Raw genomic sequence first — 22,205 nt, 5'->3', positions numbered from 1 at the left:
ATGAGTGAAATCAGCCACAGGCAAACAGGCCGCCATTTGGAAGCCTGCCAAAAAAACGGGTTTTCTCCGGTCTACCTGATATTCGGGGAGCCCTACCTGTGCCGGCGGGCCAGGCAATCCCTTGTCGAAGCGCTGATTCCAGATGAGCAGGCCCGCCAGGTAAGCCTGGAGATATTTGATGCCAAAGAAGGGCAGGGCGCCAGCCAGGCGGTTGAAAGCGTCGGCACGTTTTCCTTTTTTTCCGGTCCCCGGGTGGTGGTATATGAAGCCCCGGCTTTGTTTGGCACAGGCGCCGGCCAGGGCACAGAAACCAAAGGCCAGGGGGGCCAGGCTTCCAATGACGCAGCCATTTTCGAGGCGGCCGTGGAAAGGGGTTTTCCCAAAAATCACCACCTGATCATTGTCACTTCCAGGGCGGATAAACGAAAGCGGCTATACAAGGCGGTTGCCGCTGCAGGCACGGTCATTAACTGCGCTGTGGCCACAGGCAGCCGCAAGGCGGATTTAGACGAGCAGCGCCAGGTGCTCCGGCAGCTGGCCGCCGAAACCCTGGGGCCGCGAAAAAAAAACCTTGAGCCGGCCGCATTTGAGCACATTTTTGATCTTACCGGGTTTGATCCCCGCAGCTTTGTCAACAACCTGGAAAAGCTGGTCCTGTATACTGCGGAGCGCTCCCGGATTACAGCCGCGGATGCGGCCGAAGTCCTGGAAAAAACCCGGGAAGATCCCATATACCTGTTTACCGGGGCTTTGGCTGAACGCCGGCCGGATCTGTCCCTGTATTACCTGGATTCCCTGCTGGCCTCTGGTTATCATCCCATGCAGCTTCTGGCCGCTGCCGCCAACCAGGTGCGCCGGATACTGGCGGTCAAAAGCTTTGTGGAAGACACCCCCGGCGGCAGCGAGTGGAAACCGGCCATGTCCTTTGACCGGTTCAAGGCCCGGGTTTTGCCCCAGGTGACAGAACATGACAAAGCGGTTGCCGCCTATGCTGTCCAGGCCGGACAAGATCTTGAAATTGATTCGGGCTCCGGAAAAGATAAGGCCGGCACAGATATGGTCATTGCAAAAAATCCCAAAAACGCGTACCCGGTCTACCAGGTGTTTATCCAGGCAGACCGGTTTACCGGCCACGAGTTAAGCCAGGCCCTTGCCGCCATTGCCCGGGCGGATCTGGCCATGAAAAGCACGGCAACCTCGCCCCGGACCGTGATTGAATCCCTGATATTTACGGTTTTTGCCCCTGCGTCTGAAACATCTGAAAAAACAAGTCCAGCCACCGGCGATTTTTTATCCAATGTCAGATTATAGTCCATCCGGCGGCATCCATGAATACGTGGAATCGCTGAAAACATCGGCGCGCCTGGGCAGCCAGGTGGTTTATCACACCCGTCTTGCGCAAAAAAAAGCCAGATTCGCCGATTCCGGCAAAGAGCCGGAACTTTCCGCCCTGCTGGCGCAAGTCGGCATAAACGCCCTTTACAGTCATCAATACGAAGCCATTTCCATGATCCGCAACCGCGGCCATGTTGTGGTGGCAACCCCCACGGCCAGCGGCAAGACCCTGATCTATAACCTTCCGGTCATTGAGCGCATTTTGCAGGACCCCGGGGCCCGGGCCCTGTATTTGTTTCCGTTAAAGGCCCTGGCCCAGGATCAGCTGCGCACGTTTGTGGAGATGAGCGGGGGCTTTGCCGGGTTTTCACCCACTGCAGCCATTTATGACGGGGATACCACGGCCTGGCGGCGCAAGAAAATCCGGGAAAATCCCCCAAACGTGATCATGACCAACCCGGAGATGCTGCATTTGACATTTCTGGCCCATCACGAGAAATGGGCCGGGTTTCTTTCCGGGCTGGAGTTTGTGGTCATCGACGAGGTCCACACCTACCGCGGGATTCTGGGCTCTCACATGGCCCAGGTGCTGCGCCGGTTCCGCCGGATCTGCGCGGAATACGGGGCTGATCCCGTGTTCGTGTTCAGCTCTGCGACCATCGGCAATCCCGGGGATCTGGCCTCTGCCTTAACCGGCCTGAATGTAAAGTCCGTGGACCAGGCCGGCGCGCCTGAGGGAAAACGGCACCTGGTGTTTATCAATCCCGTGGACAGTCCTGCGAGAACCGCGATTCTGCTGCTCAAGGCCGCCCTGCACAGGCAGCTCCGCACAATTGTCTACTGCCAGTCCAGAAAAATGACAGAGCTGATCTCCCTGTGGGCCGGAAGTCAGAAAGGGGCTTATGCCGGCCGGATCAGCGCCTACAGGGCCGGATTTCTGCCCGAGGAGCGCCGGGAAATCGAGCAGAAACTGGTCACGGGCGAGCTTTTGGCCGTGATTTCCACAAGCGCGCTGGAACTGGGAATCGATATCGGTGATCTGGATTTGTGTATTCTCGTGGGCTATCCCGGAACCGTCATGGCCACCCGCCAGCGCGGGGGCCGGGTGGGCAGATCCGGCCGGGATGCGGCCATTGTCATGATCGCCGGAGAAGACGCCCTGGATCAGTACATCATGCGCCATGCCGCAGACGTGGTCAACATGGCCCCGGAGTCGGCCATGGTCAACCCGGACAACGCCGACCTGCTGGAAAAGCATCTGGTGTGCGCTGCTGCTGAAAAGCCCCTGGCCGCAGATGATCCGGTGTTTCCCGAAACCCGGGTGAAAGACAGCCTTGCCCGCCTTGTGCAAAAGGGACATCTGCTGCGCTCCGAGGCCGGGGGGCTGTATTACGCGGCCCGCAAACAGCCCCATCGCCACATTGACCTGCGGGGATCAGGCAGCCGGTATAACATCATTGACGGTAAAACCGGGGAAAACATGGGCGAAGTGGACGGCTTCCGGGCTTTTCGGGAAACCCATCCCGGGGCCGTGTACCTGCACATGGGAACCAGCTTCCGGGTGGACCGTCTGGACCCGGAAACAAAAACCGTCACGGTGTCCCGGGCCAACCCCAACTACTACACCCGGGTACAGGCAAGCAAGCAGACCGAAATCCTGGAGGAATACAGCCGCAAATCCCTGGGTTCCACCTGGGTGGGCTTTGGCCGGCTGCGGGTCACAGACCAGGTCACCGGCTATGAGCGCCGGCAGATCCGGGACCAGAAACGGATCAATATCATGGCCCTGGATCTTCCGCCCCAGGTGTTTGAAACAGAGGGGCTTTGGATTGCCATTCCAACGGGAGTCCAGGAAAAAACTGAAAACGCGGAAATGCATTTCATGGGCGGCATTCACGCACTGGAACATGCGGCCATCGGCATATGTCCGCTTCTGGTGCTGTGTGACCGCGACGATCTGGCCGGTATTTCCACCCCGTTTCATTCTCAGGTGCAGAGTGCGGCCGTGTTTGTCTATGATGCCTTTCCCGGCGGCATTGGCCTGTGCAAAAGCGCCTGGGCCCGTGCCGGGGATTTAATGACACAGACGCTAAAAGCCATTTCAGACTGCGAATGTGAATCCGGGTGTCCGGCATGCGTGCATTCGCCCAAGTGCGGATCAGGAAACCGCCCCATTGACAAGGATGCGGCGCAATTCATCATTGAAAGCCTCATGGAGAAAAAGTCAATGCAAAATTCCAATCAAGGCGGAGAGCAGGCGGTTCCAGGCCCTGTCATAACCACGGATTCCGGTCGGTCCAAAGCCCCGCAATCGGTTTACGCCAAGATCCGCCGCTACGGCGTTTTGGATATTGAAACCCAGAAAAGCGCCGAAGAAGTCGGCGGGTGGTCCCGGGCGGGCAAAATGGGCGTTAGCTGCGCAGTGCTTTATGACGCCCAAAAGGATGATTTTGCGGTCTACCGTGACAATGAAATCGCGGCACTCATGGATCATATCACCAGCCTGGACCTGGTGGTGGGCTTTAACATCAAGCGTTTTGATTATCTTGTGCTCTCCGGTTATGTGACTTTTTCCTGGCATCAAATCCCCACCCTTGACATCCTTGAAGACGTCCACACCCGACTGGGCTACCGCCTGTCGCTGGATCATCTGGCCCGGGTCAGCCTGGGGGCGCAGAAAAACGGAGACGGCCTGCAGGCCTTAATCTGGTGGAAGCAGGGCCGGGTAGATGAGATCATCGCATACTGCAAAAAGGATGTGGAAATCACCCGGGACCTGTTTTTGTTCGGCCGCCAAAACGGCTATCTATTGTTTGAAAACAAGGCCGGCAACCGCGTCCGCCTTCCGGTAAACTGGTAAAAACCCATTCTTTTTCCGCCAACTTCCTGTTGCAAATTTTTAAGTTTGTGATATAGTTGTTTGCTTATGGTTTTTGCTGGCTATTTTTTAGCCGGGTATCGAACGGGCTGAAATGTCTGTATATCCATATTTCCGGCACCCGGTTCAAGAAAAACAGCCGGATCCATTTCCAACCAGTAAAAAGAAATGCAAAAAACGTTGTTTAGATAAACAAACTATGATAATCTAAAAAACAGGATTTTTTGTTCAAATCGGTTATCTGATAGATTCCAAGGAAGTTAAAAATGCCCGAAAAATCAACATTTGAGCAATTACGAGAGGATGAAAGGGAAGTCCGCAAGCGTCTGATTATTGAAGCGGCAATGGAGTTGTTTGAGGAAAAGTCCTTTCATGAAATCGGAATGCGCGATATCGCATTAAAGGCCGGGGTTTCGGCAGCCTCCATATACCGCTATTTCCCGAGCCGGGATGATCTGTTCGTGGAAGCCCTGATCCGGGACATCAACAATATTGAAAAACGGCTCAGGGATCGCGTGGAAAACGGCGGCAACATGGAGGAACTGGCCATTGCCGTGGTGGATTATCTGGTTGAAAACGAGGCCACTTTCCAAATGATGGTCCATTTCATGATCCGCGGGGAGTTAAACCCCCAGGCGTTGAAAAAGTTCAACAGTGTCCAGCGCTACTTTCTCAAGATGTTTTCCAAGGTGGTGGAGCAGACCGAGGGCTCGGACCAGTTTCGCTTAAACGCCCAGGCTTTCTTTGCGTCCATGGCCGGTGTGGTGCTGACCTACAGAAACTATCCGGGCCGCACTGCTGAAGAAAAACGAAAGGCCATTCACCGCCTGGCGCTGATGATCTTGCATCAGGGGGAGTTCAACGAGATGGAAACCGAGTGAAAGCATATTCGGTTCCGGCATTTTTCCAGGCCTTTTGGGCCTCCTGATCGACCCGGTCCCGGTTTCCTGAGTAGCGCGGGGAAAAGTGAAACAGGGTAAACCGCCTCGCCCCGGCCCGGGCGGCAATCCGGCCCGCCGCAGCCGCGGTGAGATGTTTTTTACGCCGGGCAAGGTCGCGGTCTTCATCCAAAAAGGCGGCTTCAACAAACAAGTGATCCGCATCCCTGGCCAGAGAAATCATTTTTTCCGTGTTTTGTTCATGGCCTGCAGCATCGGTAATATAGGCGATCTTGTGTCCTTTTGTGACCACGGCCAGCCGGTCTGTCAACTCCCTAAGGGAAAATCGGGTTTGTGCATTCTTTGGCGCGTATTGCCGGGGGATTTCAAACAGGCTTTCCGGGTCGGATTCGGCATACAAGGTCTGCTTGAACGCATAAAGCCAGGGGCCGGGCACAAATCCCATTTCCTGCAGTATATCTTTGCGGATGTTGACGCTGAACCGTTCCTTTATCGCATATCCAATGCATTCAATATCATGATCCAAAATGGCCGCATCCACGGAAAACGCCGCTTCAGTGTGAATTGTCCGGGATTGAAGGCGCCGGGTGGCGTAATTTTGCGGGACAAAACGGTTGCTGCAGTCAAAGATGCAGGAGACCAGTTCATTTCTGCGGATCTCGGTTGCGGTGATCCGAAGCGGGTTCTGGTAGTTTTCCACCAGGTTCCAGGTGTAGGCGGAAAGCCGTGCCGCCATTTTTTCGATAAATCCTTCCGGACCAAAGGTGTGCAATACCTTGTTTCTGCCCAGGCAGATCCGCAGGATCCGGTCAAAGCCGATAAAATGATCCATGTGCGTATGGGTGATAAACACGTGGGTGATTTTCAGGATATCTCTGGCAGACAAGGCCGAAAGATCTCCTGCGTCAATGAGCAGGGCCCGTTTTTCATAAAAAAACGGAACAAACAGACCCGGGTCTCCGGCCGGATCATTTACCAGGCGGGGATTGAACAGCGGCGGCATCAGGTCATGAGGTAGCGGACCACCTGGCGGTGGATGCAGGCATAGATCTCTTCATCAGAGCCGTAGATGTCAATGATATCCGGGTGCTTGATGAGCTGCTCGATTACAAAGGCCGTGATGTAGAGGGTTACCACGTGGGGGTTGGCCACCAGGTTGCGCATGGGAGCGATCTGGAAGTCGATGTCAAAGTCATCTGCGCGCGAAAGCCTTTCCAGGCAGTGTTCTGTCTGCTCGCGAACCGCATGGGCGTTGTTGGTTTCCACCAGACGGTTTTCCAGAAGCTTTGCGGAAATGGCATTGGCAAGGGCCCCGACCACTTCCCCCACGGCGTGGATGGCCCGGCGCCGCTCGTATTCCTTGGATGTCTCAATGCGGGAAATCAGGCGCGACTCCCCGCTGTTCTCCGGTCGAAATCGTTTGGACATAACCGATTCCCTTTTTTATGAGGTTTTGAAAAAACAATAGATTTGCATCATAAAGCCATACCCGTTGGATTTCAAGAAAAAACTCAGGAGTTGGCGATTTGCGGAGTTTCAGCGGTTTCCTCGATGATCAGCTGCAGATCCTTTTTGCCGTTGTAATAATTCCAGCGAAGGCGGAAGGCGATCCATTTCAGATGCCGGGGAAGGGACTGCTGCGTATCGATGTTAAACCACACCGCAGGCAACGTCTTTTTTCCCCTGGATTCTGGCTGACGCAGCATCAGCCGCAGGTGCCGGCCGCCAATGATCTTTGAGAAAACCACTTCCACATCTTTTGCTGCAAACACCGGCTCCGGGTTCTGCTCCCCAAAAGGTTCCAGGCCGGCCAGCTCATCTGCAAGGGTTTCGGTGAGGGCATCAAAGGAGATCTCACAGTCCAACGGCAGTTGGGCGGCAAATGCCGATTCCGGGCAGCAGTCGCGAATCCGGCAGGCAAATTGGGTGCAGAAATCCTGAAACTGACCGGGCCGGGTCGAAAGGCCGGCTGCCATGGCATGGCCGCCAAAGTTTTCCAGATACCCGGAACACGCGGACAGATGCTCGTATAAGTCAATGCCGGGCCGGCTTCTGGCTGATCCCTTCAACATGTCCGCACCTGCGGCAAACAGCACAACTGGCCGGCAATACTTGTCTGCCAGCCGTGAGGCCACAATGCCGAGCACACCGGGATGCCAGTCTGCATCGGCCAGAACCAGGGCCTTTTGCTCAAGGATTTGCGGCGACTGTTCCAGATACATTTCAATGCGGCGAAGAATCCGGGCCTCGACATTTTGGCGCTGGGTGTTTAGGTCATGGACGTGTTTGGCAAGAGAGCCGGCCTTTTCTATATCATCTGTTGTCAACAGTTCCACGGCAATGCTGGCGTGTTCCATGCGGCCGGCGGCATTTAAGCGCGGGCCCAGGCGAAATGCCAGATCCTCGGTTTCCAGGGCGGGCTTTGTGATGCCGCAGACCTCCGCAAGGGCCCGGATGCCGGGACGCGGGCTGTTGTTGAGGCTTTGCAGACCGATTTTTGTGATAATCCGGTTTTCATGGATCAGGGGCACGATGTCGGCAATGGTGCCAAGGGCTACCAGATCACAGATTTCTTTTAAATTCGGTTCAGGGATTGTTTTGAAAAAACCCTTTTCGCGCAGATGCCTGCGAAGCCCCAGCAGAAGGGCAAAGGCCACGCCCACCCCGGCCAGGTGCGCCAGGCCGGCATCACAGTCGGCTCTTTTGGGGTTGACCACCGCACATGCCGGGGGGATGTCGTCAATGTCATGATGGTCCGTGACAATGACCTCAATTCCGGCCTGTCCGGCCCGGGCCACGGCCGGCCGGCTTGCAGAGCCGCAGTCCACGGTCACGATCAGCTCCGCGCCCAAAGGCACGGCCACCTCGTCGATGTGTTCCGGCTTTAACCCGTATCCCTCGTCGATTCTGTGGGGGATGTGAAAATGCACGTCCGCGCCGGCCCGGCCCAGAAAATCCACCATGATGGTGGTGGCGGTAATGCCGTCCACGTCATAATCACCGAATACCAGGATGCGCTGGTTTTCACAAACGGCCTCCGCAAGTCGCAAAACCGCCGTATCCAGGTCCTTTAAGGCAAACAAAGATTCAATGTCGGCAAGGGAAGGGTTTAAAAACCGCGCGGCTTTTTCATCCGAATCCATTTTTCGGTTGACCAGCACCGCGGCGGTCACCGGGTGGCACCCGAGCTGCCGGCAGAGCCGGCCGACCAGGCGCTGGTCGGGTTGTGCAATGACCCATTTCTTTTCCATGCCGCCGGTATAACGCACCCGGTTTTATATTGCAAAGTGAAAAACGCAAGTGTTATGATTGATCTCAAATGACAGCGCATCCCGGCATATACCGCACCACAACCCGGCAATTGAAAGTCGAGCGCCGGGATATCTGTTTTCTCAAGTTTATATTTGAAGCTTATGAAGGCATTGCCGTGCTTGAAACCATAAACGGCAAAACCGGACATGTGGCCCTGCACACGGCCCCGGGCTGCGAGGACATGGTGGCCGGCATCCTAATGGACCTGGCCCGGCAATGCCGGATGGAAGATATCAATGAAAAACAAATACAAGAGTAACCCGGCAATGGCCCAACAAGAACCAAAGTGCGTTATGATCCAGACCCTGGGCTGCCAGATGAATGTCTATGATTCCGAAAAAATGCAGCAAACCCTGGCGGAAATGGGATATGCGCCTGTGGATTCGCCCTGGAAGGCGGATCTGGTGATCGTCAACACCTGCGCCATCCGGGAAAAGGCCGAGCAGAAAGTCATGAGCTCTGTGGGCCGGCTTTGCGGGATCAAGCGAAGAAGGCCGCACATGGCCATTGCTGTGGCCGGGTGCGTGGCCCAGTACCAGAGTGAAAAAATTTTTAAAAGATTTGACGGTGTTGATCTGATTCTCGGCACAAGGGTGATCCATCGGCTGGCCGATCATGTGCGTGCCCTGGAACAGGGGGGCGGCCGGATCGTGGATGTTGAAATGCCGGAAAAGGACGCAGACGAGACAGGCACTGAGCCGGAAATCCGCATCCCCCAAAAGCCGGAACCCGAGCCCGTCAACCCCGCCCCGGCCCGGGCGGAGTCGGGCATATCCAGGTTTGTGACCATTATGCGCGGGTGTGACAATTTCTGCGCCTATTGCGTGGTACCCCATGTTCGCGGGCGGGAAACCAGCCGCCGGCCCGAAGACATCATCGCCGAGGTGCGCGCCTGCGTGGATGCCGGCGCCCGGGAGATCACCCTGCTGGGACAGAACGTCAATTCCTACGGCAAGAAAGAGGGGCTGTGCACATTTGCCGAACTGCTCGACCGGGTCAGCGAGATCAGCGGCCTGGAGCGCATCCGGTTTGTGACCTCCCATCCCAAAGATCTGTCTGATGAACTCGTGGCCGCATTTTCCCGGCTTGACAAGCTGTGCAACCATATCCATCTTCCTGTGCAGTCAGGGGCAAATGCAGTGTTAAAACGCATGAACCGCAAATACACCCGGGAGATGTATCTGGAACGGGTGGAAAAACTCCGTTCGGTTCGCCCGGATATCGCAGTGACAAGCGATTTTATCGTTGGTTTTCCCGGTGAGACGGAAGATGATTTTGAAATGACCCTGGATCTGCTCAAACAAGTTGAATTTGACACTTTGTTTGCCTTTGAATATTCAGACCGGTCCCTGGCACCGGCCCGGCGGTTTTCCCCCAAGGTTGATGATGAACAAAAGCATCATCGCCTGCGGCACCTGCTGGACTGCCAGGCGCAGATCACCCGCAGAATCTATGCAGGCCTTGTCGGACAGACCGCCAAAGTTCTGGTTGAGGGTTTCAGCAAGCGAAGCCGGCAGATGGATTTACAAGGCACGGACCATGACATTGAAATGTCGGGGCGCACATCTGAAAATCGGATTGTGAATTTCAGCGTTGACCTGCGGCACGGCAGCCCGGAAAAACTGGCGGGAAGCCTGGTTGATGTGGTCATTGAAAGGGCGTGCGCCAATTCGTTGAAGGGGGCCATGCCAATGCCTGAGGCGCCGGTGGCGGGTGCCATAACCAAGGGAGGAAAAACCCATGCTGCATGAAATGACAGTGGCGGGACTGGCCGTTGACCCGTCCTCCAACGCGCCGATACTGATATTGAACTCAAAGGATGAAGAGTTTTCCGTACCCATCTGGATCGGGTTGATGGAGGCCGCAGCAATCGCTTCTGTGCTGCAGAACATTGAATTTGACCGGCCCATGACCCATGATTTGTTCCGCAACTTCATCGAGCAGGCCGGTGTCAGTGTGCCCCGCATCGAGGTCTGCGATTTGCGGGAAAACACCTTTTACGCCAAAATCCTGTGCAACGCAAAGGACGGTGAATTTGTGGTGGATGCCCGGCCCAGCGACGCCATTGCCCTGGCCCTGCGCCTGAAAGCCGACATTTACGTGGATGATACGGTGGTGCAGCAGCTCAAGGTGAAAAACGGTGAATACGAGGTGGCCGATCACAGTGATCAGGGCCAGAAATGGGCGGAATATCTGCAGAATCTGTCGCCGGAGGATTTCGGCAAATACAAGGTCTGATGAAAAAGTTCAAGGTTCAAAGTTCAAGGTTCAAAGTTGATGGCACCGGAAAAAGTCTGATTATAGATGGTGCCGCAAAAAGTTCAAGATCAAGGCTTGGGCAATTTCGAAGAATGCAGGGTGGTTATCCGTACTTGAAATTCTGGACAATTGCGCATAGCGCAGATATTGAACTTTTTGCGGCACCATTAAAAAAAATGCTTGACAATGGGGTCTGAATCAGAAAGATTGTTTCCCCGCAGGCACAGCATTTTTATGAATTGACCGTAAACAGTTCAAGATCAAGGCTTGCGCAATTTCGAAGAATGCAGCGTACTTATCCGTACGTGAAATTCTGAGAAATTGCGCGTAACGCAGATATTGAACTTTTTACGGTGCCATCATGAATTGAAACCATAGAAAGAAATTCGCATGGCAGACACATACACCGGCAGCACCTGGTTTTATTACGGCTATTATTTTTATTTTTACGCCACGGGTCTGCCGGCAGCGCGCTGATGCGAGTTTGAATAAAAAAATCGTTTAAAAGCCGCGGGCAGACCCGAAACTGCCCGCGGCTTTTTTTGTGCAAAAAGGCCGTGGGGAAGACATTCCTTCACGGCCTTTTTTTGTTTTCCGGTGCATCTGCCGGCCGGACAAAAATTTATCATTTTTTTACAAAGGAGGACCCAGTCATGACAATTATCGGCAAGCAAATCCGCATGGAACGCATCATGGACAGAAATTCAGGCCGCACCATTATCGTGCCCATGGACCACGGGGTCTCGGTGGGGCCCATTGACGGCATCAAGGACATTAAAAGTGCCGTGGCCACAGTGGCAGAGGCCGGGGCCAACGCCATTGTTGAGCACAAGGGGCTTGTGGGCGCAGGCCACCGCCGGGGGGGATCGGACATCGGCCTGATCGTTCATTTGTCCGCCTCCACGAGCCTGTCTCCGTTTCCCCATTCCAAGACACTTGTCTGCAGCGTGGAAGAGGCCATCAAGCTGGGCGCGGATGCCGTGTCCATCCATGTCAACATCGGTGATCACCAGGAAAAGGAAATGTTAAACGATTTCGGCCGGGTGGCCGCAGAGGCACGCACCTGGGGCCTGCCGCTTCTGGCCATGGTTTACCCCCGGGGCGAGAAGATCAGCGACGAATACGACGTCTCTGTGGTCAAACATGCCGCCCGGGTGGGATGTGAAATGGGCGCAGATATTGTCAAGGTCTCGTATACCGGCTCCACTGAGTCTTTTCGCGAAGTGGTGGACGGTTCCACCGTGCCGGTAATCATTGCCGGGGGCGCGAAAATGGATTCTGACCGCGATATCCTGGAAATGGTGAAAAGCTCCGTGGAGGCCGGCGGCGCCGGGGTGTCCATCGGCAGAAACGTGTTTCAGCACGCATCGCCTGCAAAGCTGATCCAGGCCATGGCAACCATCATCTTTCATGACGGCACCGTGGAACAGGCCTTGGCCGTGCTGGGCAAGGCATAGAAATCATTTTTGGAAAGGGGGCGTTTGAAGCCATGAAAAAAACCATCTGGGTCAAAGTCGATCCCTGGGACAAGGACCTGGTCACCACCGCACTTGAAGGGGGCGCGGACGGGGTGGTCATCCCTGAAGGATATGCAGACCAGGCCAGGTCCCTGGGCCGGATTCTGACCATTTCCGAAGACGGGGATTTGCAGATCGGCAAAGATGTGGTGTATTATACAGTCTGCAGCGGAGAAGACGAAGAGGAGATCGCCCAACTGGCCCGGGACCGCCAGGTGATTCTCACCTGCACGGACTGGACCGTGATTCCCCTGGAAAATCTCATTGCCAGGGGAGCAAAAGTGATCGCGGAGGTGCAGAGTCTTTCCGAAGCCCAAACCGCATTTGCCATTCTTGAAAAGGGCGTGGATCACATCCTGTATGTACCCGAAGACGCAGCAGATCTCAAAAAAGCCCTTTCTGTGCTCACCGGCCAAACCGAAACAATCGGCCTGGAAACCGCGGAAATCACGGAACTGCGGCCCGTGGGAATGGGCGACAGGGTGTGCGTGGACACATGCACGGAAATGGCCCCGGGCCAGGGCATGCTGGTGGGAAACAGCAGTTCAGCCCTGTTTCTGGTGCATGCCGAAAGCATCTCCAACCCGTATGTGGCCCCGCGGCCATTTCGGGTCAATGCCGGGCCGGTGCACGCCTACACCCGGGTGCCCGGGGGAAAGACCCGGTATTTGTCCGAGCTGGCCGCAGGCGATGAAGTGGTGATCGTGGATTTCCAGGGAAACACCTCGGTGGGTGTTGTGGGCCGGCTCAAGATTGAAAAACGGCCCCTGATGCTGGTAAGGGCAAAAATCGGCGACCACGAGATCACCACTATTTTGCAGAACGCGGAAACCATCCGGCTCACGGATCCGGACGGCAAACCCGTGTCCGTTGCCGTTTTAAAGGCCGGCGACCGGGTGCTTGCGGCAACCGAGGACTCCGGGCGGCATTTTGGCATGAAAATCCATGAAACCATCACGGAGAAATAATGACGCAGGCATTTGGACATCCGGTTTCAATTGACGCATCCACTGAAGTCTACGGGGTTATGGGCCACCCGGTGGCCCATAGCAAAAGCCCGGTCATGCACAATCAGGCCTTTGCCGAAATCGGGTATCCAGGGGTATATGCGGCCTTTGATGTTACGGATGTGGCCGGTGCCGCAGCCGGGATCCGGGCTTTGGGCATACGGGGCATGAGCGTAACCATTCCCCACAAGGTGGCTGTAATGGCTTATCTGGATGAAATCCATGATCAGGCCCGGGAAATCGGGGCGGTCAACACCATTGTAAACGACCACGGCCGGCTCATCGGCCATAACACCGACGGCGAGGGTGCGGTGCAGGCGCTGCTGGATCATACCACGCTTTCCGGCAAAACCGTTGTGGTGCTCGGCGCAGGGGGCGCGGCCCGGGCAGTGGGCCACGGGCTCTGCGGCCAGGTTGATACCCGGGTGATTTTTGTAAATCGCACGGAAAAAAAAGCCAGACACATGGCCCAGGACTTGGGGGCTGAATTTGTGCCAATGGCGGATCTGGAAAACAGCCGGTTTGACATTCTGGTCAACACCACGCCCGTGGGCATGCATCCGCAAACACAGGCCATGGCCGTATCCGAATCTGTTTTGCGCCCGGGTCTGGTGGTCATGGATATTGTCTACAACCCCCTGGAAACCCGCCTGCTCAGGCAGGCCAGGCAATGCGGATGCACAGTGATCGACGGGGTGGGGATGTTTGTTTACCAGGGCGCCCGCCAATTTGCCCTCTGGACCGGCCGCAAACCCCCGGTCGCCCGGATGCGCCAGGCAGTTTATGACGCCTTAAACTTGATGGTCTTGTAAAAGTCGGTTTTCAGATGGCGCCGTAAAAAATTCAAGATCAAGGCTTGCGCGATTTCGAAGAATGCAACGTACTTAGCCGTACGTGAAATTCTGAGAAATCGCGCGTAACGCAGATATTGGATTTTTACGGTGTCATCAAACCCTGTTGACAATTGACCTGTTTATGGACCATATTAAGTCAGGTTCACAAAACAGGGAGGAATGCATATGAAACTGTCTGACCGGATAAAGCCCATCAGTTACCTAAAGGCCCATACCGCCGAAATCGTGCGCAACCTGGCCCAACAGCAGGAGCCTTTGGTGATTACGCAAAACGGTGAGGCCAGAGTGGTGATCCAGGACATCAAGTCCTATGAGCAGACCCAGCAGACCCTGGCGCTGCTCAAGATCCTGGCGCTTGGGATGCATCAGGTGGAACAAAACCATGTGGTGACGCCCGGGCAAGTTATAGACGGATTGCGCCGGCAGCAGGAAACCGGATAATGGCCGGCTTTGATGTCCTGCTGACCCGTGATGCGGCAAGGGATTTAAAGGAAATCTATCATTATATTGCCGCCCATGACGCGCCCGGCAAAGCCGAATATGTGCTTTCGCGGATTGAAAAGGTTTTTTCCACGCTACCGGAATTTCCCGAGCGCGGAGTACGGCCGGCCGAGCTGATGGCAGTGGGTGTTGGCGAATACAGGGAAATATTTTTCAAGCCCTACCGCATTATTTACAGGATAATGGAAAACCGGGTGTACGTGATGTTAATCGTTGACGGCCGCCGGGATTTGCAGTCCGTGCTGCAGGACCGGTTGTTGAGGGGATAATCAAACTATGCGTCCCGTGAAATGCGCTGATAAAATCCATGCGGATATAACCGTTCCCGGCTCCAAAAGCTATAGCCACCGCACGGCCATTGCTGCTGCTTTGTCAGATGGTAAATCCTTTATTTACAATCATTTAAATAGCCAGGACACAAGTTATACTTTAAGTGCGCTTGCACAACTTGGCGTTGCAATAGCGCATCAGGACGATTACATTGTCATCCAGGGCAGGGCAGGGCGGTTTGATCCAGGGCCCAAATCAATTTACCTTGGCAATTCCGGCACTTCCATGCGCCTGCTTGCGGCTGTGGCCGCTTTGGGCAAAGGGCCTTATCTGCTTTCCGGCACTGAGCGGATGCATGAACGGCCCATCGGCGAATTGCTCCATGCCCTGGAAAAAACAGGTGCCTCTGCCCGGTCTGTGAACCAAAACAACTGCCCGCCGGTGGAAATCCGGGGCGGCAGCCGGGTCGCGGAAACCGCAACAGAAATCGACTGCTCGGCAAGCAGCCAGTATCTTTCCGGCCTGCTGCTCATGGCCCCGTGCACGAAAAACGGCCTGGACATCCGTGTCACCCATGGCCCGGTATCCAGACCGTATGTGGAAATGACTTTGGATATCATGACCCGGTTTGGCATTGAATTTCAAAGAGACCAATATGAACGCTTTTCCGTGCCCGGCGGCCAGGCTTACAAGGCCGGCACATACACGGTTGAACCCGACTGCTCCCAGGCGGGCTATTTCTGGGCGGCAGCGGCGATCACCGGCGGACGGGTGAAAGTAACCGGCATTGACCGAAACACCCGCCAGGGAGATATCGGCTTTCTGGATATCCTGAAAAAAATGGGATGCCGGGTAAAAGAAGACCCCGGCGGCATCACCGTTTCCGGCGGCCAACTGACAGCCGTGGATGCGGATATGGGCGACATGCCAGACATGGTGCCAACACTTGCGGTTGTGGCATCCTTTGCCAAAGGCACCACCACCATCACAAACGCCGCACATCTGCGGGCCAAGGAAAGCGACCGGCTGGCGGCCATGGCCGCGGAGCTGACAAAGATCGGCGTTTCCGCCCAAGTCACGCCCGACGGCCTTGTGATCACCGGCCCGCCCGACCGCGGGGCGCAGATTGCCACCTATGACGATCACCGCATTGCCATGAGCTTTGCCGTGGCCGGCCTTGCCGTACCCAACATCACCATTGCCGACCCGGACTGCGTGGAAAAATCCTTCCCGGATTTCTGGGAGGTGTTGGAAAAGGTCTATACCCCATGAACATTTACCTGATCGGATACCGGTGCACCGGTAAAAGCTCCGTTGGCAGATGCCTGGCCGATGGTCTGGACATGGCGTTTGCAGATGCTGACGATATCTTTGAGCAGCGCGCTGGCGCCTGTATTGCCGATTTTGTGGCCAAAAACGGGTGGGACGCGTTTCGCGACACAGAAACGCAAATCCTGGCTGATCTGTCCCGGCAGACCGGCCTGGTGGTGGCCACCGGCGGCGGTGCGGTTCTGCGGCCGGAAAATGTATCCGCCATGAACAAGTCCGGCATTGTTGTATGGCTTACGGCCCGGCCAGAAACCATTGTTTTACGCATGCAGGCCGATCCCGCCACCGGCTCCCGGCGTCCGGCTTTGGGCACCGATCCGGTGTTCCAGGAAGTGGTTGAAACCCTGGATTACCGCACGCCCCTGTATAAAAACGCCTGCCGGATGCAAATAGCAACCGATGACAAGGATACTGACCGGATTTGCCATGATCTGGTTTTACAGATAAGGAGCCGTTATGGCAGGCAATACCTTCGGAACCCTGTTTAAAGTCACCACCTGGGGCGAATCCCACGGCCCGGCAATCGGCGCGGTCATCGACGGGTGCCCCCCGAAAATCGATCTGAGCGAACAAACCCTGGCGGCAATGCTGGATCGCAGAAAACCGGGCAGCACCAAAACCGGCACAGCCCGGCGCGAGGCTGACTGCGCAAGGATTCTGTCCGGAGTGTTTGAAGGAAAAACCACGGGAACGCCCATATCCCTTGTCATTGAAAACAAGGATGCCCGTTCAGATGCCTACAAGCCCTATGCCGAAATGTACCGGCCCGGACACGGGGATTTCACCTACGATGCCAAGTACAAAATCCGGGACTGGCGGGGCGGTGGAAGGGCATCCGCCCGGGAGACCGCGGTTCGGGTGACGGCCGGCGCCGTGGCCGCAGCGGTTTTGAAAAACCATAAAATAAGCGTTTCTGCATACACCCAAGCCCTTGGCGGCATTGAATGCCGGCATTTTGATCCCGAGGCTATCTGCCAAAACCCGTTTTGCACACCGGATATGGAAGCTGCCGCAAAAATGGAACAGCGGGTGGATGAAGTGAAAAAAGCCGGGGATTCCCTGGGCGGCATTGTGGAGATCCGGGCTTCAGGGGTTCCGGCGGGCCTTGGGGAGCCGGTTTTTGACAAGCTGGATGCAGACCTGGCAAAGGCGCTGATGAGCATCGGCGCGGTCAAGGGCGTTGAAATCGGGGCCGGGTTTGGCGCAGCCGCCATGACCGGTTCGGTTCATAACGATCCCATCACCCCGGAAGGGTTTTTGTCCAACAATGCCGGCGGCATCCTGGCGGGGATATCCAGCGGCCAGGACCTGGTGATGCGCGCGGCAGTCAAACCCATTGCCTCCATTGCCGTTGAACAGGACACCATTGACAAACAGGGCCGGCCACAGCGCATCTCAGTTCAGGGCCGCCACGATATAAGCGCCATTCCCCGGGTCAACGTGGTATGCGAAGCCATGGTCTGCCTGGTCCTGGCCGATCATCTCCTGCGGCAGCAGGCGGTTTTGTCTGAAGATAACAAAAATGCATTATAGGCGGAATATTGACAACGTACTGGAGTTAAATTAAATTTAGAGAAAATATTTATAGGAGAATGAAAATGCATCCCACAAAAGAAATGATAAAAAGTGAAATTGATCGGATGCCCGATGAGATGGTAGAGAAAATATATGAATTTATTCAAACTATAAGAAAATCCGAAAAACAGCATGAAAAAATTCATACCTACAGTCTAAACGGCAGGTTTGATCACAAGGATATCCGAGAAGAAGCCTATTGCAATCTTTAATATAGCAACGATCTCGCCTGTAGCCCAACCATGAAAGAGGCTTCATGAAAATTTATCTCGACTGCTGCTGTCTTCAGCGCCCGTTTGACGATAAATCCCAGCCGAGGATAGCGGTTGAAGCTGAATCTGTTCTGGCCATCCTCTCATTGTGCGAATCCGGGAAGCTGACACTTATTTCCTCAGATGCCCTGTTGTTTGAAATTCATCGCATTCCCGACCCCAATCGTAAAGATGATGCCCTGGAAATTCTCTCAATGGCAAGTGAGACGATATCACTTACGGAAGAAGTGGAATTCGTCGCCCGAAAATTTGAAAAAGAAGGATTGCAGCCATTGGATGCTTTACATTTGGCGTTTGCATCTTGTTGGAAAATTGATTATTTTTGCACATGCGATGACAGGTTTTCAAAAAAGGCAAAAAATTTTAAAGAATTGAACACCAACGTGGTATCACCAATCGAACTGGTGATGGAGTTGCATATATGAATACACAAGCGAGCAGATCGATTGCGGAAATAAGCAGGAGAGCAACCCATATTCTTTATAAAGAAATGGGCGTTGTGGATACGATACGATTTTTGAATCAATTCTCGGTGGGGACGGGCGACTATACCCGGGATCGCGAAAACTGGCTTAAAGACCTTTCTCTTGAAGAAATGATTTCTGAAATTAAATCCAGAAGCAAGTAACATTATTATTCGTTTTACTCATTCCGCCTCCAGTTCAAACTCCACCCTGGGCTGATCGGTTATTTCCGGGGATACCATAAACACCCGGCCGGACTTGATTCGGTCATCTGCCAGAAGGGCGTTTCGAACCCGCTCACCGCGCTGGTCAGCCAACTGCCGCAGCCGGGTATTCGGGATTTCAATGGTTTGTCTGAGCGCTGCTTCCATTTGAGCCACAGACAGGTCTTTTACACTGATATCTGCATTCTTGCAGAGTTTTTTCAGGATCTTTTCATATTCCTTGTCTGAAAGCGGCTGCTCACCATTGCCTTTTTCCGCCCTGACCCGTTTTTCAATCTCCTGCTGCTGCAGTGCCTGCCGGTCCCTTTGCTCAGCCGCACCCGGCCGCACCAGCAGGCGCAGGCTCGGCCGCTCGTAAAGGGCTGTTGCCAGTTTTTCCAGTTTATCACGCTCCTTGTCGGTCAGCTCAGGGCTGCCAGGTGCAAAATCCACATATCTGAGGTCCTCGGCCCCGGGCACCAAAGAGGCCAGGGCGGAAAACGGCGAGGTGACCAGTCGCTTTAACAAATTGACAAACGCGTCAAAGATCACTCCTCCCAGCCGGAATTTGGGGCTTCCCATATCGCCTTCAACCGGCACGTTCAAATCAATTTTTCCGGCCCGGTCCCGGAGCAGGGCCAGGGCCAGTTTCAGGGGCAGACTGATGGCGTCGTCGCTCTGCACGCTTTCTCCCAGATAAAACTGATTCAGGCGCACCTGGTTTTTCCCGTCAAGCTTCAAGGAATCCACCTGATAGCCCAGATCCAGGTGAAGTTTGCCCTTCTGGATTTCATATCCCAGATATTTTCCGAAATAAGGTGTAAACATGGGCATTTCAATGTTGTCGAATTTCACCTGGGTCAGGGTCATGTCTTTGGGGGCCAGGGGCCGGATTTTGCCGCTCACCGTAAAGGGGGACTGTCCGTCGAGCCGGCCCTTGACCGTAAAGTCCGTTACATTTTCCGGATCCAGCCGCACATCGGAAAGATTGGCATCAATGGGCGAAAGCCGGGTGGCAAACGGCGGGGAAACCGAATGATCAAAAAAGTCAAACCCGCCTTCCTGTATTTCAATTTTACTGATATCGGCTTTAAAGGACGGTGTCTCTGATTGCCGCCCGTCACCAGATCCAGCCGGCGCTCTTTGCGCAGAAGCGCTTTGATCCCTTGCCCGGGCTTTATCCGTGGTATCTTTGGCATCACTATCCTCCCCTCCGGCCAGGGCGGACGGAAACATGCGGCCGTCTTTTTCAACGCCCAGGGTGAACACCGGCTTTTGAAGCAAAATCCGATCCATTGACACGGCAGTGGTATCCGCGGATTTGGCCAGGATATTTTCAAATCCGAGCTGATCAAATGCCAAAAACGGTTTTCCGGTTTCCGGGTCTGCTGCAGTGAAATCCTCGATTCGTGCCTTGCCCTCAAACCGGGTTCCGGAATTTTCAGCACCTGTGCGGGCGTCCACGCTGCCGGATACGTTGACCCGGCCTTCCTGGATATCTGCGCCATACGGCACAGCCAGCGGGCTTGCACCAGCCAGGGAAAGATCGGTTAGCTGGAAATCAAGGGCCGCGCCCTTTGGGGCCAGGCGGAAATCCGAGACCTGCAAATTTATGGGATCCAGACGGCCGGCAATTTCCGGGGCAACTGTTTGGTCAGTAAAAACAAACCCGCCGTTTTCCAGGTCAATGCGGTTGACAGTGACTTCGTAGGCCAGGGCATTTGCCTGCGTGCCGCCATTTTCACCTGATTGGGATTTCTCTGCTCCCGAAATCTGGTTTTGATTTTCCGTAGCATCTGACTTGTCGTTTTTGCTGCTTTTTCCTGCCAGAAGTGTCGGCAGCAGGCTGCCGTTCTGTGCCAGGCCTGCGGAAAATCGCGGCTCCTGAATCAAAATCCGGTCCAGGGAAACAGAAACCTGATCGGCCATTTTAGCGCGGATGTCTTCAAATCCCAGGTGGACAAATTTCAGAAATTCGTTTCCGGTTTGGGGATCTGTTGCCGTAAAATCGTCAATCCAGGCTTCTCCGGCATATTGGGCAGAAAATCCCTCCGGTGTTATGCCCGCCTCCACGCTGCCGGCGGCATGGACGATCCCCTTTTGAATATCTGCGCCAAAGTCTTTGGCATACGGAGCCGCACCCGCCAGGTCCACTTCGCTGACCCTGAAATCAAAGGACGCTGCCACGGGATCGAGCCCAAAAGTGCCCTGGGCAGAGACAATGCCGGGCCGGGCAAGGGATGCAAAGGACCACTCGGTTAGATGATCTTGTTGCAGGGCCATGTCATAGAGCCGGATGGTAATGCCGTCAAGCCCCAGGGAAACCGTCTCTTTGGGCACGGCATCGGTATATGCCACGCTGTAGCCGCTGACGCTGATCCTGCCAAGATGCACGTTCCAGGGGTCAGGGGAGGGCTTTGGGTCTGTTTTTTTCGGTGTTTGTTCTGTATCACTCCCGTCTGCCTGTTTGGAGCCGGCTGTGAGTTTGGAAAAATTCAATCTCCCGTTTTCCGTCCGCTCGCAAAGGATTTTTCCGCCTTGGGTGGATATATTTTTGACATCCACGGACCGCTTTTCGGGATTGACCCGGATTCCCGAAAGGCTGAACTCGTCAATGTCCAAAGCCGCATTGCCCGTATCCGGATCATGAACCAGAAGCGAGCGGATGCGGAGCTGACCGTTTTCAAGCAATGGGTTTTCCGAAACAGGGGAGGGCTGGGGATAAATCATGTCTCCGGAAACATCCACGCGGCCGTCCCTGATCTCCAGGCCGGTCAAATCCCGGTAAAACGGGGCATAATGGGCCACAGACAGATTCTGCGCATCCAGCCGCGCCTCTGCAGACACCGGAAACAACCCCAGCCGGCCCGTGCAGGCAATGGTTTCTTTTGCATTGCTTTGCAGACGAACCTCCAGGTCGGCCATGGCGTTGGGTTCACTGCTTAAATTTTCGATCAAAACAAATACCGGGTCAATGGTTGTGTCAAACCCGGAGGCTTGATCGGTAAACACAACCTGACCGTCTGTGAGGCGCACCTCTGCAACCGAGAAATAAACCGGGCTGGTGCCGTTTTCATCTGCCGGGGTTTGTTTTTCAACGTCCCCGTCATCGCCGCCGGCCAGAACCGAAAAATTCAAGCTCCCGTCAGCCCGGCGCACCACATTAACCCGGGGCGCTATGATTTCAACGGACTTGAGGACTGCCCCCATCTTTACAACAGAGGCCAGCTGCACGTTGGCCGAAACATGCTCCGCCTCTAGCAGGGGCGCGCCGTCTTTCCCGGACACGGACAGCCCGTTTACCGCCGCGCGAAAGGTAAACGGGTTAAAATCAATGTCGTCAACAATGACATCCGCATCAAGGGCATCAGAAAGAATCCCGGGCAGTTTTTTTTCCGCGATCATGGGGACGGCCACAAAACCGGCAAGACCATAAACAACCACAATACAGCCAACAATCCAGCAAATCAGCCGGAATCGGTTACGGAGGGAAGATGTTGTTTTCATGGATTAAAAATAACCAAAAGGTT

Annotated in this window: 21 protein-coding genes; 17 read left to right on the top strand and 4 right to left on the bottom strand. The window is 54.9% G+C overall.

Annotation, left to right across the window (positions count from 1 at the left end; all coding sequences use genetic code 11):
* From holA to ACTCIA_RS10485, 3 genes are all read left to right on the top strand, one after another.
* On the top strand, window positions 1–1,311 hold the full coding sequence (holA, locus tag ACTCIA_RS10495) for a DNA polymerase III subunit delta (protein ID WP_463001769.1): 1,311 nt from the start codon (window positions 1–3) through the stop codon (window positions 1,309–1,311).
* Window positions 1,298–4,195, top strand: coding sequence for a DEAD/DEAH box helicase (locus ACTCIA_RS10490; protein ID WP_463001768.1), 2,898 nt, complete (start codon window positions 1,298–1,300; stop codon window positions 4,193–4,195). Before holA ends, ACTCIA_RS10490 begins: the two co-directional genes overlap by 14 nt.
* 284 nt (window positions 4,196–4,479) lie before the next feature.
* The gene (locus ACTCIA_RS10485) at window positions 4,480–5,094 is read left to right on the top strand and encodes a TetR/AcrR family transcriptional regulator (RefSeq protein WP_463001767.1); all 615 of its coding nucleotides are present in this window, start codon (window positions 4,480–4,482) and stop codon (window positions 5,092–5,094) included.
* On the opposite strand, the gene ACTCIA_RS10480 is transcribed toward ACTCIA_RS10485, so the two are convergent.
* The 3 genes from ACTCIA_RS10480 to recJ all read right to left on the bottom strand — a co-directional run bounded on the left by ACTCIA_RS10480 (window position 5,072) and on the right by recJ (window position 8,363).
* Complete coding sequence (locus ACTCIA_RS10480) at window positions 5,072–6,115, bottom strand: ribonuclease Z (protein ID WP_463001766.1); 1,044 nt, start codon at window positions 6,113–6,115, stop codon at window positions 5,072–5,074. The genes ACTCIA_RS10485 and ACTCIA_RS10480 overlap by 23 nt on opposite strands.
* Window positions 6,115–6,540, bottom strand: a complete 426-nt coding sequence (locus ACTCIA_RS10475; protein WP_463001765.1) for a hypothetical protein — start codon at window positions 6,538–6,540, stop codon at window positions 6,115–6,117. Before ACTCIA_RS10475 ends, ACTCIA_RS10480 begins: the two co-directional genes overlap by 1 nt.
* 83 nt (window positions 6,541–6,623) lie before the next feature.
* Window positions 6,624–8,363 (bottom strand): single-stranded-DNA-specific exonuclease RecJ, encoded by a 1,740-nt coding sequence (recJ, locus tag ACTCIA_RS10470; RefSeq protein ID WP_463001764.1) that lies wholly within the window; start codon window positions 8,361–8,363, stop codon window positions 6,624–6,626.
* Window positions 8,364–8,431: 68 nt separating this feature from the next.
* Here recJ and ACTCIA_RS10465 point away from each other — a divergent pair, with 68 nt between their 5' ends.
* From ACTCIA_RS10465 to ACTCIA_RS10400, 14 genes are all read left to right on the top strand, one after another.
* Window positions 8,432–8,683 (top strand): DUF4911 domain-containing protein, encoded by a 252-nt coding sequence (locus ACTCIA_RS10465; protein WP_463001763.1) that lies wholly within the window; start codon window positions 8,432–8,434, stop codon window positions 8,681–8,683.
* A 7-nt stretch (window positions 8,684–8,690) separates the two neighbouring features.
* Window positions 8,691–10,175 (top strand): tRNA (N6-isopentenyl adenosine(37)-C2)-methylthiotransferase MiaB, encoded by a 1,485-nt coding sequence (gene miaB, locus ACTCIA_RS10460; protein ID WP_463001762.1) that lies wholly within the window; start codon window positions 8,691–8,693, stop codon window positions 10,173–10,175.
* Window positions 10,165–10,662: a bifunctional nuclease family protein gene (locus ACTCIA_RS10455; RefSeq protein WP_463001761.1), complete on the top strand. Its 498-nt coding sequence runs from the start codon at window positions 10,165–10,167 to the stop codon at window positions 10,660–10,662. The genes miaB and ACTCIA_RS10455 overlap by 11 nt, the downstream gene beginning before the upstream one ends.
* A 674-nt stretch (window positions 10,663–11,336) precedes the next feature.
* On the top strand, window positions 11,337–12,140 hold the full coding sequence (locus ACTCIA_RS10450) for a 2-amino-3,7-dideoxy-D-threo-hept-6-ulosonate synthase (protein ID WP_463001760.1): 804 nt from the start codon (window positions 11,337–11,339) through the stop codon (window positions 12,138–12,140).
* Between the two features lie 32 nt (window positions 12,141–12,172).
* On the top strand, window positions 12,173–13,168 hold the full coding sequence (locus tag ACTCIA_RS10445; RefSeq protein WP_463001759.1) for a 3-dehydroquinate synthase II: 996 nt from the start codon (window positions 12,173–12,175) through the stop codon (window positions 13,166–13,168).
* The gene (locus ACTCIA_RS10440) at window positions 13,168–14,019 is read left to right on the top strand and encodes a shikimate dehydrogenase (RefSeq protein WP_463001758.1); all 852 of its coding nucleotides are present in this window, start codon (window positions 13,168–13,170) and stop codon (window positions 14,017–14,019) included. The genes ACTCIA_RS10445 and ACTCIA_RS10440 overlap by 1 nt, the downstream gene beginning before the upstream one ends.
* 207 nt (window positions 14,020–14,226) lie before the next feature.
* Window positions 14,227–14,502, top strand: coding sequence for a type II toxin-antitoxin system Phd/YefM family antitoxin (locus tag ACTCIA_RS10435; protein ID WP_463001757.1), 276 nt, complete (start codon window positions 14,227–14,229; stop codon window positions 14,500–14,502).
* Window positions 14,502–14,831 (top strand): type II toxin-antitoxin system RelE/ParE family toxin, encoded by a 330-nt coding sequence (locus tag ACTCIA_RS10430; RefSeq protein ID WP_463001756.1) that lies wholly within the window; start codon window positions 14,502–14,504, stop codon window positions 14,829–14,831. Before ACTCIA_RS10435 ends, ACTCIA_RS10430 begins: the two co-directional genes overlap by 1 nt.
* Before the next feature lie 7 nt (window positions 14,832–14,838).
* Window positions 14,839–16,104: a 3-phosphoshikimate 1-carboxyvinyltransferase gene (gene aroA, locus ACTCIA_RS10425; RefSeq protein WP_463001755.1), complete on the top strand. Its 1,266-nt coding sequence runs from the start codon at window positions 14,839–14,841 to the stop codon at window positions 16,102–16,104.
* A complete protein-coding gene (locus tag ACTCIA_RS10420; RefSeq protein WP_463001754.1) occupies window positions 16,101–16,649 on the top strand; it encodes a shikimate kinase in 549 nt (182 codons plus the stop codon). The genes aroA and ACTCIA_RS10420 overlap by 4 nt, the downstream gene beginning before the upstream one ends.
* Window positions 16,618–17,694 carry a chorismate synthase gene (gene aroC, locus ACTCIA_RS10415; RefSeq protein ID WP_463001753.1) on the top strand — a complete coding sequence of 359 codons (1,077 nt, stop codon included), beginning with the start codon at window positions 16,618–16,620 and terminating at the stop codon, window positions 17,692–17,694. Before ACTCIA_RS10420 ends, aroC begins: the two co-directional genes overlap by 32 nt.
* A gap of 65 nt (window positions 17,695–17,759) precedes the next feature.
* The gene (locus ACTCIA_RS10410) at window positions 17,760–17,948 is read left to right on the top strand and encodes a hypothetical protein (protein ID WP_463001752.1); all 189 of its coding nucleotides are present in this window, start codon (window positions 17,760–17,762) and stop codon (window positions 17,946–17,948) included.
* A 44-nt stretch (window positions 17,949–17,992) separates the two neighbouring features.
* Window positions 17,993–18,433, top strand: a complete 441-nt coding sequence (locus ACTCIA_RS10405; protein ID WP_463001751.1) for a type II toxin-antitoxin system VapC family toxin — start codon at window positions 17,993–17,995, stop codon at window positions 18,431–18,433.
* A complete protein-coding gene (locus tag ACTCIA_RS10400) occupies window positions 18,430–18,636 on the top strand; it encodes a hypothetical protein (protein WP_463001750.1) in 207 nt (68 codons plus the stop codon). Before ACTCIA_RS10405 ends, ACTCIA_RS10400 begins: the two co-directional genes overlap by 4 nt.
* Window positions 18,637–18,654: 18 nt before the next feature.
* Here ACTCIA_RS10400 and ACTCIA_RS10395 read toward each other — a convergent pair whose 3' ends face one another.
* A complete protein-coding gene (locus ACTCIA_RS10395; RefSeq protein WP_463001749.1) occupies window positions 18,655–22,182 on the bottom strand; it encodes a DUF748 domain-containing protein in 3,528 nt (1,175 codons plus the stop codon).
* Window positions 22,183–22,205 lie beyond the last annotated feature (23 nt).

It is taken from the genome of Desulfosalsimonas sp. (assembly GCF_055149105.1).
Note: the sequence above shows the minus strand (reverse complement) of the source record. Positions and strands in the feature narration are given on the sequence as shown.